This window comes from Marinobacter antarcticus (assembly GCF_900142385.1).
GTDB classification, from domain to species: domain Bacteria; phylum Pseudomonadota; class Gammaproteobacteria; order Pseudomonadales; family Oleiphilaceae; genus Marinobacter; species Marinobacter antarcticus.
This window is the reverse complement of the sequence record NZ_FRAQ01000001.1, coordinates 1,271,728-1,285,228: the sequence shown is the minus strand read 5'-3', so window position 1 is coordinate 1,285,228 and position 13,501 is coordinate 1,271,728. Positions and strand designations below refer to the sequence as shown.

At 56.3% G+C, this 13,501-nt stretch carries 9 protein-coding genes; 2 read left to right on the top strand and 7 right to left on the bottom strand.

Going from position 1 to position 13,501, the window contains the following annotated elements; all coding sequences use genetic code 11:
* Positions 1-80 precede the first annotated feature (80 nt).
* The 6 genes from BUA49_RS05985 to BUA49_RS05960 form a co-directional block, all read right to left on the bottom strand.
* Entirely contained in the window at positions 81-887 is an 807-nt protein-coding gene (locus BUA49_RS05985; protein ID WP_072796292.1) for a peptidylprolyl isomerase, read from the bottom strand.
* A gap of 76 nt (positions 888-963) precedes the next feature.
* Positions 964-1,641: a respiratory nitrate reductase subunit gamma gene (gene narI, locus BUA49_RS05980; RefSeq protein WP_072797703.1), complete on the bottom strand. Its 678-nt coding sequence runs from the start codon at positions 1,639-1,641 to the stop codon at positions 964-966.
* A gap of 23 nt (positions 1,642-1,664) precedes the next feature.
* Entirely contained in the window at positions 1,665-2,417 is a 753-nt protein-coding gene (gene narJ, locus BUA49_RS05975; protein ID WP_072796291.1) for a nitrate reductase molybdenum cofactor assembly chaperone, read from the bottom strand.
* Positions 2,418-2,427: 10 nt separating this feature from the next.
* Complete coding sequence (gene narH / locus BUA49_RS05970; protein WP_072796290.1) at positions 2,428-3,999, bottom strand: nitrate reductase subunit beta; 1,572 nt, start codon at positions 3,997-3,999, stop codon at positions 2,428-2,430.
* On the bottom strand, positions 3,996-7,739 hold the full coding sequence (locus tag BUA49_RS05965; RefSeq protein WP_072796289.1) for a nitrate reductase subunit alpha: 3,744 nt from the start codon (positions 7,737-7,739) through the stop codon (positions 3,996-3,998). Before BUA49_RS05965 ends, narH begins: the two co-directional genes overlap by 4 nt.
* 128 nt (positions 7,740-7,867) lie before the next feature.
* Positions 7,868-9,136, bottom strand: a complete 1,269-nt coding sequence (locus tag BUA49_RS05960; protein WP_072796287.1) for an MFS transporter — start codon at positions 9,134-9,136, stop codon at positions 7,868-7,870.
* A gap of 203 nt (positions 9,137-9,339) precedes the next feature.
* Between BUA49_RS05960 and BUA49_RS05955 the strand changes: the two genes are divergently transcribed.
* Both BUA49_RS05955 and narL read left to right on the top strand, forming a co-directional pair.
* Entirely contained in the window at positions 9,340-11,199 is a 1,860-nt protein-coding gene (locus BUA49_RS05955) for a histidine kinase (RefSeq protein WP_072796286.1), read from the top strand.
* Positions 11,200-11,262: 63 nt separating this feature from the next.
* On the top strand, positions 11,263-11,946 hold the full coding sequence (narL, locus tag BUA49_RS05950; RefSeq protein WP_072796284.1) for a two-component system response regulator NarL: 684 nt from the start codon (positions 11,263-11,265) through the stop codon (positions 11,944-11,946).
* Between the two features lie 98 nt (positions 11,947-12,044).
* On the opposite strand, the gene hemN is transcribed toward narL, so the two are convergent.
* On the bottom strand, positions 12,045-13,463 hold the full coding sequence (hemN, locus tag BUA49_RS05945) for an oxygen-independent coproporphyrinogen III oxidase (RefSeq protein WP_072796283.1): 1,419 nt from the start codon (positions 13,461-13,463) through the stop codon (positions 12,045-12,047).
* Between the last annotated feature and the right edge of the window lie 38 nt (positions 13,464-13,501).

Sequence of the window (13,501 nt, the reverse complement as noted above, 5' to 3'; positions counted from 1 at the left end):
ACTTTGACAAACTGGCCTATATCAATAGTTTGCATTGCTATCAATATTCCAGCTATCACGTTCAGATCAGCGCAAAATACTTACTGCATTAACGGTGAGTCCGGTATCTCAAGATCGACACCTCTAACACCCGTCTCAGCTGCCAACACCTGCAGGTACTGACGGAATGCACGCCGGGTAACGCTCTCACTCAGATACTGGCGGATTTTCGGTTTTACATGCTCATAAGGCAGCTGCTCGCCATCGATACGCTGATCCACGCGCACAATGTGCCAGCCATAGCGGCTTTCGATCAGTTCCGGATTAAGGCCTTCCTTAAGCGTAAGAACCGGCCGCTCAAACTCCTCGACCGTCTGCCCTTTGCTGATCTGGCCGAGGCTGCCGCCCTGATGGCGTGACTCACAGGCAGAATATTGCTTGGCGAGCGGTGCAAACTGGGCACGACCTTCGAGCAGGGAGAAAAGCAACTGTTGTCCAACCTCTTCCTGGCGCATGCGCTCCTGCACATCGTCCGGCGCGGCGGCCAGCAGAATGTGGCTGACAGCCATCAGCGTCGGACTACGGAAACGGCCCGGATTTGACGCATGGAAACGCTCACAGTCCTCGTCGCTCGGTTCCGGCACATCAAGTTCCAACTCCAGCACCCGGGCAATAGCGGCTTCTTCATCCAGTTCTTCCGGCAGCTTCAGGGCCTGAGCCTGCTGCAGCAGAAGTTCACGGATGACAAGACATTTAGCAGCCTCATGCCAGGCTTCAGCGACTTCTTCGGCCGGATGGTGCTGCATTTCCCGCGCGATATCCTCTTCGGATATCAGGGTTTCACCCACGGAAACTGGCGGAAACTGGTTTCTGGGCTTTTCGGCTTCACCGGTGGGGATCAGTTGCATGGTAAGTCTCCGTAAATGTTTTCATTGCCCCCTCTCCCCGGCTCTCTCCCGCGAGGGGAGAGGGAGCGTTTTTCTATCACGCCCGCTTGCGCACCACCTGGTACTTCCGTCCGAAATACTCCAGCGGTACACTCAGCATGTGCACCAGACGAGTGAACGGGAAGAGTACAAAGATCGTCAGGCCCAGGAACATATGGAGCTTGTAGATCCAATGCACGCCTGTCATGTACTCAGCTGCTCCGCCCTGGAAGGTAAAGATACTCTGCGCCCAACTTGCCAGTTTCATCATAGTGCCGCCGTCAAGGTGGCCCAGCGTTGGCAGAATGGTCGCCAGCCCCAACACTACCTGAACCATCAGAACGACAATGATCATGTTGTCGGCAAAGGTGCTGCTGGCTTTGACCCTTGGATCCGTCAGCCGGCGATGAGCCAGCATGACTCCGCCAATCAGACACATCACCCCGGCAATACCACCGACCACAATCGCCATCACCTGTTTAGTGCCTGCACTCATGAACGGTTCGTACATAAAGTGCGGCGTCAACAGGCCAACCAGATGGCCAAAGAAAATCACCAGAATACCCACATGGAACAGCACACTGGCCAGCACCATGTTTTTCTTGCGCAGCATCTGGCTGGATTGGGCTCTCCAGGTGAACTGCCCGTGGTCGTATCGTGCCCAGGTGCCAACAAACAGCACCACCAGAGCGATGTACGGATAAATCCCGAAAATCAGTGTGTTCAGATAAGACATCATCTTGGTCTCCTCCTGCGCCGTCAGGCGTCTCTCGCGGCGGTACGCGCCTGAGCGGGCGTTACATCCGTCATCAGATGATCACTGAGGTGAATGGTCTGGGTTTGCTCCAGCTCGCGGCGCCGCTGTCCAACAACGCCACCAGTGCTGCAGGAGCTGCCCTGATCATCCACAAACTTCACCATTTCTTCTTCCCAGACCTTATCCAGTGCCTCGGCCGTATCGTCACGCTCTTCCGACGCGACAATCTGGGCGAGCTCCTGACGATCCGTGGCCCGGCCAGACAGCTCCAACAGCGAATCCATCGCTACATGGTAAAAGCTCTCGCGCTGGTAAAGCCGCTCACCGAGAAGGGCAAGAATGTGGTGGATATCTTCCAGCCAGTTCTCGATTTCATCCCAAGGACGGGTCGACAGATACTCCAGGAACAGCGGCAGGTAATCCGGCAGTTCCTTGGCGTCAATTTCCAGCCCGTTAGCGCGGTACTGCTCCATCAGGTCGACCATTGCCTGGCCGCGATCGCGGGATTCACCGTGTACGTGTTCAAACAACAGCAAGGAGGTCGCGCGGCCTTTGTCGAAAGTGCCCGTGTAGGCCTCTTCGAGGTCCAGCAGGTCACCGTCACACAGGCGGTCGATACACTGGAGCAGTTGCTCCTTGTTCTTCCGTGGCAGCCGACTGTCCTCCAGAACAGCGGCAACCATGGCGTCTTTGGAGGCCTGAAGTTCGGCGGAGGGATACTCCAGAATCCGTGCCAGTACTTTTAATAGTTTCATAGAGGCCTCCTTATTCCTGCAGCTGTTTCGGGTCGATCTGCTTCACCGTGGTCAGCTTCTGCACCATGGTGGAGGTGTTTTTACGACCGCCAAACATGCTGAATTCGCTATCACCACCGCTGCAACCGTCGCCGAAGCTGAAGCCACAACCACCGCGTTCAGCATATGCGTCAGGGAACGCTTCTTTCGCGAGCTCACGATGGCCGGTAGGAATCACGAATCGATCTTCGTAGTTGGCAATGGCCAGGTAGCGGTACATTTCATCCGCCTGGGCTTTGGTCAGGCCGACTTCTTCCAGCGCCCGCAAGTCTTCCACGCCGTCTACGGTTTCCGCACGCTTGTACAAGCGCATGGCCATAATGCGTTTGAGCGCACGTACGATGGGCTTTTCGTCACCGGCAGTGAGCAGGTTGGCCAGGTACTTCACCGGAATGCGCAGGCTTTCGATTTTCGGCAGTACGCCGTCGAATTCCACCTGGCCGGCTTCCGCGGCTGACTGAATCGGGCTCAGGGGCGGCACGTACCAAACCATAGGCAATGTACGGTATTCCGGGTGCAGCGGCAGAGCCAGCTTCCAGTCCACGGCCATCTTGTAAACCGGGCTCCGCTGAGCAGCCTCGATTACGTTCATCGGCACGCCATCTTTCGTTGCCTGCTCGATCACTTTCGGATCAAACGGGTCCAGGAAGATTTCCAGCTGCTTCTCGTAAAGCTCGTGTTCGCCCGGAGTGCTGGCCACTTCTTCGATGCGGTCGGCATCGTAAAGCAGCACGCCCAGATACCGGATACGGCCTACGCACGTCTCGGAGCAAACGGTCGGCATACCGGCTTCAATGCGCGGGTAGCAGAAGATGCACTTTTCAGACTTGCCAGTTTTCCAGTTAAAGTAGATTTTCTTGTACGGACAGCCGGATACACACATCCGCCAGCCACGACACTTGTCCTGGTCGATCAGCACGATTCCGTCTTCTTCCCGCTTGTAGATGGCGCCGCTCGGGCAGCTCGCCACACAAGTGGGGTTCAGACAGTGCTCGCACAGACGCGGCAGGTACATCATGAACGTGCTTTCGAACTGGCCGTAGATATCGGCTTGTATCTGGTCGAAGTTTTTGTCCTTGCGACGCTTGGCGAACTCGGTACCCAGAATTTCTTCCCAGTTCGGGCCCCACTCGATTTTGTCCATACGTTTGCCGGAGATCAGCGAGCGCGGCCGTGCAACCGGCTGATGCTTGCTATCGCCAGCGGTGTGCAGGTGCTGATAGTCGAAATCGAACGGCTCGTAGTAGTCGTCAATTTCCGGTAGGTCCGGGTTGGCAAAAATATTCGCCAGCACCCGGAAGCGGCCACCTATACGGGGGCGAATCTTGCCGCTGGCCTCACGCATCCAGCCGCCTTTCCACTTGTCCTGGTTCTCCCATTCTTTCGGGTAGCCAATACCGGGTTTGGTTTCGACGTTGTTGAACCAGGCGTACTCCATGCCCTCACGGCTGGTCCATACGTTTTTACAAGTCACTGAACAGGTGTGGCAACCAATGCACTTGTCCAGGTTCAGCACCATGCCTACTTGGGAACGGATTTTCATTTCACACTCTCCTGAACAGTGTCGCTGCCCTCGCCATCAAGCCAGTCAACGTTCTTCATTTTGCGCACCACCACAAACTCGTCGCGGTTGGAACCCACGGTGCCGTAGTAGTTGAAGCCGTATGAGTACTGGGCATAGCCACCAATCATATGGGTGGGCTTTGGGCACGCCCGGGTAACCGAGTTGTGAATACCACCGCGGCTGCCGGTAATTTCCGAGCCGGGAACGTTCACCGTGCGCTCCTGGGCGTGATACATCATCACCATGCCAGGCATCACCCGCTGGCTAACCACCGCCCGCGCTGACAAAGATCCGTTGGCGTTGAACACCTCAATCCAATCGTTGTCTTCCACACCTATATCGCGGGCGTCGTCTTCGCTCAGCCATACAATGGGGCCGCCACGAGCCAGGGTCAGCATCAGCAGGTTGTCGGTATAGGTGCTGTGAATCCCCCACTTCTGGTGCGGCGTAAGGAAGTTCAGCGCCTTCTCCGGGTTGCCGTTAGGCTTGGCGTTCAGCAGCGGTGCAGCCGCTTTGGTATTGATGGGCGGGCGATACACCAGCAGGCTTTCGCCAAAGGCGCGCATCCACTCGTGGTCTTGATAGAACTGCTGGCGACCCGTCAGCGTGCGCCAGGGAATCAGCTCGTGCACGTTGGTGTAGCCGGCGCTGTAGGACACATGCTCGTCTTCCAGACCAGACCAGGTCGGGCTGGAGATGATTTTGCGCGGCTGCGCCACTATATCGCGGAAGCGGATTTTTTCGTCTTCCTTGTTCAATGCCAAGTGTGTGTGATCCAGCCCGGTGAATTCAGACAGCGCCGCCCAAGCCTTAACAGCAACCTGTCCGTTGGTTTCCGGAGCCAGGCTCAGAATCACCTCGCACGCATCAATGGCCGTGTCAATCTTCGGCCGGCCCGCGTTGGCGCCGTCAAGGTGTTTGTGATTCAGGTCACCCAGGAACGTGACTTCTTTTTCAGTGTTCCAGTTGATGCCCTTGCCACCGTTACCCAGCTTGTCCATCAAGGGCCCAAGCGACGTAAAACGCGCGTAGGTGTTCGGGTAGTCGCGTTCAACCGTCATGAAGTTGGGCGCGGTTTTACCCGGAATCAGCTCGCACTCGCCTCTTTTCCAGTCTTTCACATCAAACGGCTGGCCCAGTTCGGCGGGTGCGTCGTGCAACAACGGCACTGTAACCACGTCTTTCTGGACACCCAGATGGCCTTCAGACGCCTTGGAGAACGCCTTGGCAATGCCTTTGTAGATTTCCCAGTCGCTGCGGGATTCCCACGCCGGATCGGTGGCGGCAGTCAGCGGGTGAATGAACGGGTGCATGTCTGAGGTATTCAGGTCGTCTTTTTCATACCAGGTAGCGGTAGGTAACACGATGTCGGAATACAGGCAGGTGGTGGACATGCGGAAGTCCAGAGTCACCAGCAGATCCAGCTTGCCTTCGGGCGCTTTGTCGTGCCATTTCACTTCCTGCGGCTTCACGCCACCATCGTGACCCAGGTCTTTACCCTGCAAACCACTCGTAGTACCCAACAGGTACTTCAGCATGTACTCGTGGCCCTTACCGGAGGAACCCAGCAGGTTAGAGCGCCAGATGAACATATTACGCGGATGGTTTTCCGGGGCTTCCGGATCTTCCGAGGCAAACGCCAGTGAGCCGTCCTTCAAGGACTGGGTTACGTACGCTGGCACGTCCATACCGGCGATTTCAGCTTCGGCGGCAATGCCCAGCGGGTTACGGTTAAACTGCGGCGCAGACGGCAACCAGCCCATACGCTCGGCGCGGACGTTGTAGTCAATAAGGCTGCCGCTAAATTTGGACTTGTCCGCCAGCGGCGACAAGATCTCGCTTACATCCAGCTTCTCGTAGCGCCACTGGCCCGAGTGGGCATAGAAAAACGAGGTTCCGTTCATCTGGCGTGGCGGGCGCTGCCAATCCAAGCCAAATGCCAGCGGCTGCCAGCCGGTTTGCGGGCGCAGTTTTTCCTGACCAACATAGTGCGCCCAACCGCCACCACTCTGGCCTACGCAGCCACACATGACCAGCATGTTGATCAGCGCGCGGTAGTTCATGTCCATGTGGTACCAGTGGTTCATACCGGCACCCACGATGATCATGGAGCGACCATTGGTTTTGTGAGCAGTTTCAGCGAACTCACGGGCAATGCGCGTCACTTTGTGCGCGGGTACGCCGGTAATTTTTTCCTGCCAGGCCGGGGTGTAAGGTTTGATCTGCTCGTAGTCGGTCGCGCCGTCGTCTTCACCCAGGCCACGGCTGATGCCGTAGTTGGCAATCATCAGGTCGTACACGGTCACGACTAAGGCTTTGTCGCCGTCTGCCAGTTCAATTTTTCGGCTGCCCAGTTTGTGGGTCAGGGTGTCACTGATCTCAACAGACTTGAAGTGGTCGTGCTTGATGCCACCAAAATACGGGAAGGCAACGTCCACAATTTCGTCGTGCTTTTCAACCATCGACAGCTGCAGATTCACGTCTTCTTTTTTCGCAGTCTGTTTCAGGTTCCACTTGCCCTTTTCACCCCAGCGGTAACCGATAGAACCGTTTGGCGCGGTCAACTGGTTGGTGGTTTCGTCAATGGCAATGGTTTTCCATTCCGGGTTATTTTCTTCACCCAAACCACCCACCAAGTCGCTGGCGCGCAGGAACCGGCCGGGCACATAACGGCCGTCTTCCATTTTGTCGAGCTTCACCAGGTACGGCATATCGGTGTAACGGCGCACGTAGTCGGTGAAGTAGGCACTGGGGTTATCAACGTGGAATTCTTTCAGAATGACGTGGCCCATGGCCATACCCAGCGCGGCATCGGTGCCCTGTTTGGGGTTCAGCCACTCATCTGACAGCTTGGCAACTTCGGCGTAATCCGGAGTGATGGCAACGGTTTTGGTGCCTTTGTAGCGCACTTCGGTAAAGAAGTGGGCATCCGGGGTACGGGTCTGCGGAACGTTGGAGCCCCAGGCAATGATGTAGCTGGAGTTGTACCAGTCTGCGGATTCGGGAACGTCGGTCTGCTCGCCCCAGGTTTGCGGGGAAGCCGGCGGCAGGTCGCAGTACCAGTCGTAGAAGCTCAGGCACGTGCCGCCAATCAGCGACAGATAACGACTACCTGCGGCGTAAGACACCATGGACATCGCAGGAATTGGCGAGAAGCCGATGATGCGGTCCGGGCCGTGCTTTTTGGCAGTGTAAACGTTAGACGCAGCAATCAGTTCGTTAACTTCGTTCCAGTCGGAACGCACAAAACCGCCCATACCGCGGCGGGGTTTGTACTCTGCGGTTTTCTTCGGATCTTCCACAATGGAAGCCCAGGCATCTACCGGATCATTGAACTGAATGCGGGCGGCGCGCCAGAGCTGCATCAGATGCTTACGCATCAGCGGGTATTTCAGGCGGTTGGCGCTGTACATATACCAGGAATAGCTGGCGCCTCGGGGGCAGCCACGGGGCTCATGGTTAGGCAGATCCGGACGGGTACGGGGGTAGTCGGTTTGCTGGGTTTCCCAGGTGACCAAGCCATTCTTGACGTAGATCTTCCAGCTGCAGGAGCCAGTGCAGTTTACGCCGTGAGTTGAACGCACAACTTTGTCGTGCTGCCAGCGCTGGCGGTAGCCGTCTTCCCAGTCACGATTTACATCGTGGGTTTCGCCGTGGCCGTTCGCGAACGATTCGCGCTTTTTGCTGAAGTAGCTCAGCTTGTCGATCAAATGACTCATGGTCTATCTCTCCATCTGCCCGTCTACCGGATCGTTTTCCGATTTGAGACCATTGTGTGGGAGAACAACCCTGAAATCTGCGTGGTTACTACCACATAACCCGCCTCTACCACTGAGGGGGTATGGGCTTATATCCCAGGTTGGAGAAGTGCCAGGCGTTCGTGGCAACGACTGAAGCGGGCGAACAGGAACTGGCAGAGGCCAAGCAGCAGAAACAGGATCATGAACACAGCACTGCGGACACCCAGCCAGTGATTTACTGCGCCGAAAATAACCGGCAACAGGAAAGCCACAGAACAGGCGCAGACCAGAAGCAACCCGGCAACAAACGCTATATTCTGACGGCTTTCAATAATGACCATCCTCTGCAGAGAGCCCATGGCACACCCAAGGGCCATTCCGAGCACCACCACAAAGATACTTTCTACGTTCATGGGCAAAGCAAACTCGACCTTGATGGTTGTTTCCACACCTCGAATGAACAGCGTCATGGGGGGATAGGACAGGACCATCAGGGCCACCAGGCCAATCAAGAGTGACCGGCTGATAACCCTCGGGCTGCCATAGCGATCGGACAGGCCTCCCCCCAGAATCTGGGCCAGAGCCCCGGGGATAATGAACCACTGTGCAAGCCTGGCTCCCGATTCCACCTGCAGATCAAACTGCGCAGAAAGATAGTCCGGAAGCCAAAGCGCCAGAGCAAAAAAGCTTCCAGCAACCACACCGAAGTAGGCGCCCAATTGCCAGATGCCCTGCTGTCTGAAGCGCCCGAACATTATCCTGGTGGAGATTTCGGTTTCCGAATCGGCGACTGCATCTTCCGGATCCGTGAGCAGCAACAGAAGCGCAATCACAAGCACAAGAACAATCAGATAGGCCAGCGGAACGCCTTGCCAGGAGAAGGCTTCATGAAACAGAGGAACAAGGTAATAGGTAAACCCGGCGCCGGTAACGCCTGCGCCGAACACACCAAGCACAAGGCCGAGCCGGTGGCGCTGGCAGTTACTGGTTACAAACTGCAGCCCCGCGCTGTAAAACCCGCCGGCTAACCCCAGCCCGCCCGCAGCCAGAAGATAGCCGGGGAATGTGTCGGTCGTCAGAAGAATCACCATACAGGCGGCAAGCCCGGCAAGGCAGATGAGCATAATGCGGCGAGCACCAAACTTCCGGGCGGCAAGCCCGGCTGGCACAGCCAACAGGGCGCTGACGGCCATGGGCATGGCGAGCAACAGTCCGAATTGCAGGTCACTGAGGCTTAACTCGGCCCGGAGGTGTATCCCGGCCACCGCAAACAGCGTCCAGCAGCCTGCTGCAATAACAAAGCCCGTCACCGCAAGCGGCAGAACAACGGCAAGCGATGCCAGCCGCTCATCCTCCAGATCCGCCTCTGACTTCATCCGGTGACGCCCTTTATATATGCGATTTCAAAACATGACTTTCAGTTTCAACTTTTGCCCGGATACGGGTCAAAGGCTATGATTAGGTACCAACTATTGGGGTAATTGACTATCCTCAAGGAGGTATCAGCACCCCGGCTCCTGAGCCATACTCGGCATTTGACTGCCAAATTTACCGTCAGGCAACGCACAGACGAGAATCAATGAAATCGAGCAGCCTCCTTGTCAACCGGATTGCCATCGTTGTTTGCGCCATAGCGCTGACATCCATTGTCTGTATGGCCACGACTCTTGCCGTATCGAAAAGCATTGAAGGGAATGCGACTGCCATCAACCTGGCCGGCGCCCTGCGCATGGGAGCCTTCCGATTGCTGGCTCATGCTGCTGGCCCGGAGGACAGTCATACCCAAGGGGGAAGTATCAAGGACCTTGCAACCGTTTATGAATCCAACCTGACGGACAGCGGCATTACAGTAGCCATCCCCGATTCAGACGACCACCCCCTGGCAAAACAGTACCGTGCAATCAGAACGTCGTGGGAACAGACCCTGCGTCCGGGCCTGGAGACTCATCCGCAGGGATCGCCTGTCCATGCGGATATGCTTGCTGCCACAGAAAACTACGTAAGTTTGGTAAACCAGCTCGTAACCATGCTCGAACGACGAACCGAAGCCCGCATCGGCCTCCTGCACCTTATTCAGATAATCAGCCTGGCTTTCTCCATACTGATTATCATTGCGCTGTTCCTTGATCTGAGAAACCGGGTTCTCAAGCCGCTGCGCAAACTGGTCAGCATTGCGATAGCGGTTGGCGAACAGGACTTCTCCCGTAAGGCGAACCTGCAAGGAAGTGACGAACTGGCGCAACTCGGCAGTGCGTTTGACCAGATGAGCAGCGAGCTGGCCCTCACCTATTACGAGCTTGAGGAGCGCGCCCGCAGCAAAACCGAGGAGCTGGAAAAAAGCCATGCGGCCCTTCAGCTGCTCCACGTCGCCAGCCGCAATCTGTTTGCTAACCACGATCTGTGTAGCGGTGCGGTTCCCATGTTGCAGGAACTGGAACAGCTTCTAGGCATTGGACCTATTCTGCTTTACCTCCACGACAAAAGGTCGGCGGACCCCGTGCAGGCGGTTACAACGGCCTCGACAGAACGCCCCTTCTACTGCCGTGACCACCATTGCAACGCTTGCCTGGTAACGCCGGAAGTCTATGACGAGTTACCCACAGAAGGACACGACGGCCGCAGGCTACTGCTGCCTATCCGGATTCCTGGTTCACTCCTTGGCACTCTGGAGGTTTGGTACCCTGCCGATAAAGGTCTTTCGGATACAGCTCGCGGCCTGTTGGAAACGCTCAGCGACCAGCTGGCTACCGCCATTTTCCTCGAACGGCAGATTACCGAAGAACAGCAGCTTACGCTGGCCGAAGAGCGCACTGTGATCGCCCGGGAACTGCACGATTCTCTGGCTCAGTCACTGTCTTATCTGAAAATGCAGGTGGCCCGCCTGCGCCGTCTGAATATTGAGAGTGATCAGAAAGGCGCCCACAATGCAATACTGGAAGAACTGAGTACCGGGCTGAACAGCGCCTACCGTCAGCTCCGGGAGTTGTTGGCCACGTTCAGGCTAAAACTGGACACGCCGGATCTAGCCACGGCACTGCGCAAAACCATTGACGAATTTTCTGAGCGGCTGGGCAAACCGGTGGGGCTGTATTACAACCTGCCGCCGCAGGCACTATCGCCCAACGAGGAGGTGCACACGTTGCAGATTGTGCGGGAAGGCCTTGCCAACGCGGTCAAACATGCGGACGCCACGGAAATTCACATTGATGTAGTGTTTGAATCCCCCCAGGTAAAGGTAAAAATACGGGATAATGGCAAAGGTTTGCCTGGCGGCGGTCAGCCGGCCAATCATTATGGCCTGATTATCATGCAGGATCGCGCCCGCACACTAGGCGGCCAGGTCGCCGTGCAGAATCGTGATGAAGGCGGCGTTGAAGTTATTCTGACGTTCGTCCCCAAAAGCCGGCACCTGATTCCGACTGAGATGTCTGGCACCTGAGTACCAAAAAAGCGGCACCTCTGCTATGCCGTTACGCTATCAAGAGAGAGGAACCGAGGGATTATGTCTGATACACCGCCCGATAAACCGTCTGATTCACCTGCAAGCATATTGCTGATCGACGACCACCCGCTGTTGCGACAAGGTATCAAACAACTCGTCGAGATGGAGGATGACATGGTCGTTGCGGGCGAGGCCAGCAACGCTACTGACGGTATTCGTCTGGCAACCGAGCTTGAGCCCGACCTCATCCTGATGGACCTCAACATGCCGGAAGTCAGCGGCATTGATGCGTTAAAAAAACTGCGGGAACTGAACGTAAGCTCGCGGATCATCATGTTCACTGTTTCTGACCAGGAAGACGACGTAGTCGCTGCCCTGCGCGCTGGTGCCGACGGCTATCTGCTGAAGGACATGGAGCCGGAAGACATGATCGCCCAGCTGCACCAGGCTGCGGTGGGCAAGATGGTTATCAGTGACCGGCTGACCACACTACTTGCTGAGGCCTTGCGCTCCAACAAGCCACAGCAGGCATCACGACCCGATTTCGACAGCCTGACACCGCGGGAAAAAGACATTCTGCGGCTGATTGCCGAAGGTCTCTCCAACAAAATGATCGGCCGCAAGCTGGACATCAGTGACGGCACGGTAAAAGTGCACGTGAAACACCTGCTGAAAAAGCTCAGGCTGCGGTCGCGTGTCGAGGTTGCCGTATGGGCGGTGGAAGAAGGCCTGCATAAGCGCTGAGCTATATCAAATCAAACATCGCGGGTTTTGGTTACTCTGGGCAGACTTAATTCACTGCCCGGAGTTGATTATGGGCCTGTGCCCCGGATCGAGAAAGCTCAGATGATGCGGGAAAACCGCTGGCTCGCGCCTTCTTTGCGGTACAAATCGAAAATCTGGCAAATGGCACGGATCAGCAACCGGCCAGCCGGCTCTACCTGCAACACCTGGCCATTATCACAAATCAGTTCATCGACAATCATTGGCCTGAGGCGAGCGAGTTCGTCCGCAAAGTAGCTGTCAAAATCTTCCTGCCATTCAGTGGAAAATTGCTGGCGATCCAGACGGAACTGGCAGATGAGCTGGCCAATCACCCAGCGACGAAGGCGATCATCACGGCTCAAATTCACGCCTTTGGTAATGGCCAGCTTGCCGGCGTCTATGGATGCCTCCCAGGCGGGCAGATCGTGGTTATTCTGGAAGTAGGCATCGTCAGTCTGGCCGATGGCAGAGACACCCAGAGAGACCAGGTCACAGTCCGAGTGGGTAGTGTAGCCCTGGAAGTTCCTGTGCAGCCGCCCGGCGCGTTGGGCCACAGCCAGGCTGTCATCCGGCTTGGCAAAATGATCCATACCAATGTATTCGTAACCCGCCTCAAGCAAACGGTTGATAGTGTTATGCAAAATGGCCAGTTTTTGCTGCGGCGATGGCAGCGTGTCGTTCTTGATTCGGGTTTGCGGGTAAAAGCGGTCTGGCAGGTGCGCATAGCTGAACACAGATAACCTGTCTGGCGACATTTCAATCACCGCTTCCAGAGTATCCGCAAAGCTCTCCGGGGTCTGGTGCGGCAGGCCATAAATCAGATCGAGATTAATGGATCGGAACCCGAGCTGTCGGGCCTCGCTCAGTACCGCCTCCGTCATTTCCCGGGGCTGGATGCGGTTAACGGCTTTCTGAACTTTCAGGTTTATGTCCTGCACTCCCAGGCTTATACGGTTAAAACCCAGCTGCCAGAGTGTCGGCAGGGTGTCCTGATCCACTTCGCGCGGATCAATCTCCACGCTGTAATCACGCTCATCACCGCTTTGCAGGTTGAACAGCTCAGCATAGCCCGCCATCAGTTCCTGCATCACATCTTTGGGCAGGAAGGTCGGTGTACCACCACCCCAGTGCAACTGCTTTACCGGGCGGTCCACGCCAAACAGTCTGGACTGCATGGCCGCTTCCTTCAGAAGCCGCTCCACATAGGGCATCGCCTTGTCGCGCTTCTTGGTAATCACCTTGTTGCAGGCACAGTAGTAGCAAAGATGGGCGCAGAACGGCAGGTGGGTATACAGAGAAAGCGGCCGGTCGCTGGCCTTGCTGCGAGCTGCTGCCTCTACCATCTGCTCCACCGCGTAGTTCTGGTTAAACTCCACGGCCGTTGGATAAGAGGTATAGCGCGGCCCACTAAGGTCGTAACGCTTGATCAGCGCATCATCCCAGATGAATTCCGGAAGCGTGGATTCAGCAGTCTGCGGTGCGGAGTTAGAAGCCATAATAGAAAACTCTGAGCGTATAATGTGAAGGGGCAGGC

What these genes read in the sequence shown, in the direction of transcription:
- narH (WP_072796290.1), bottom strand. Translation starts at nt 3,999, where the DNA reads ATGAAAATCCGTTCCCAAGTAGGCATGGTGCTGAACCTGGACAAGTGC.
- BUA49_RS05985 (WP_072796292.1), bottom strand. Translation starts at nt 887, where the DNA reads ATGCAACTGATCCCCACCGGTGAAGCCGAAAAGCCCAGAAACCAGTTT.
- BUA49_RS05960 (WP_072796287.1), bottom strand. Translation starts at nt 9,136, where the DNA reads ATGAAGTCAGAGGCGGATCTGGAGGATGAGCGGCTGGCATCGCTTGCC.
- hemN (WP_072796283.1), bottom strand. Translation starts at nt 13,463, where the DNA reads ATGGCTTCTAACTCCGCACCGCAGACTGCTGAATCCACGCTTCCGGAA.
- BUA49_RS05965 (WP_072796289.1), bottom strand. Translation starts at nt 7,739, where the DNA reads ATGAGTCATTTGATCGACAAGCTGAGCTACTTCAGCAAAAAGCGCGAA.
- narL (WP_072796284.1), top strand. Translation starts at nt 11,263, where the DNA reads ATGTCTGATACACCGCCCGATAAACCGTCTGATTCACCTGCAAGCATA.
- narJ (WP_072796291.1), bottom strand. Translation starts at nt 2,417, where the DNA reads ATGAAACTATTAAAAGTACTGGCACGGATTCTGGAGTATCCCTCCGCC.
- narI (WP_072797703.1), bottom strand. Translation starts at nt 1,641, where the DNA reads ATGTCTTATCTGAACACACTGATTTTCGGGATTTATCCGTACATCGCT.
- BUA49_RS05955 (WP_072796286.1), top strand. Translation starts at nt 9,340, where the DNA reads ATGAAATCGAGCAGCCTCCTTGTCAACCGGATTGCCATCGTTGTTTGC.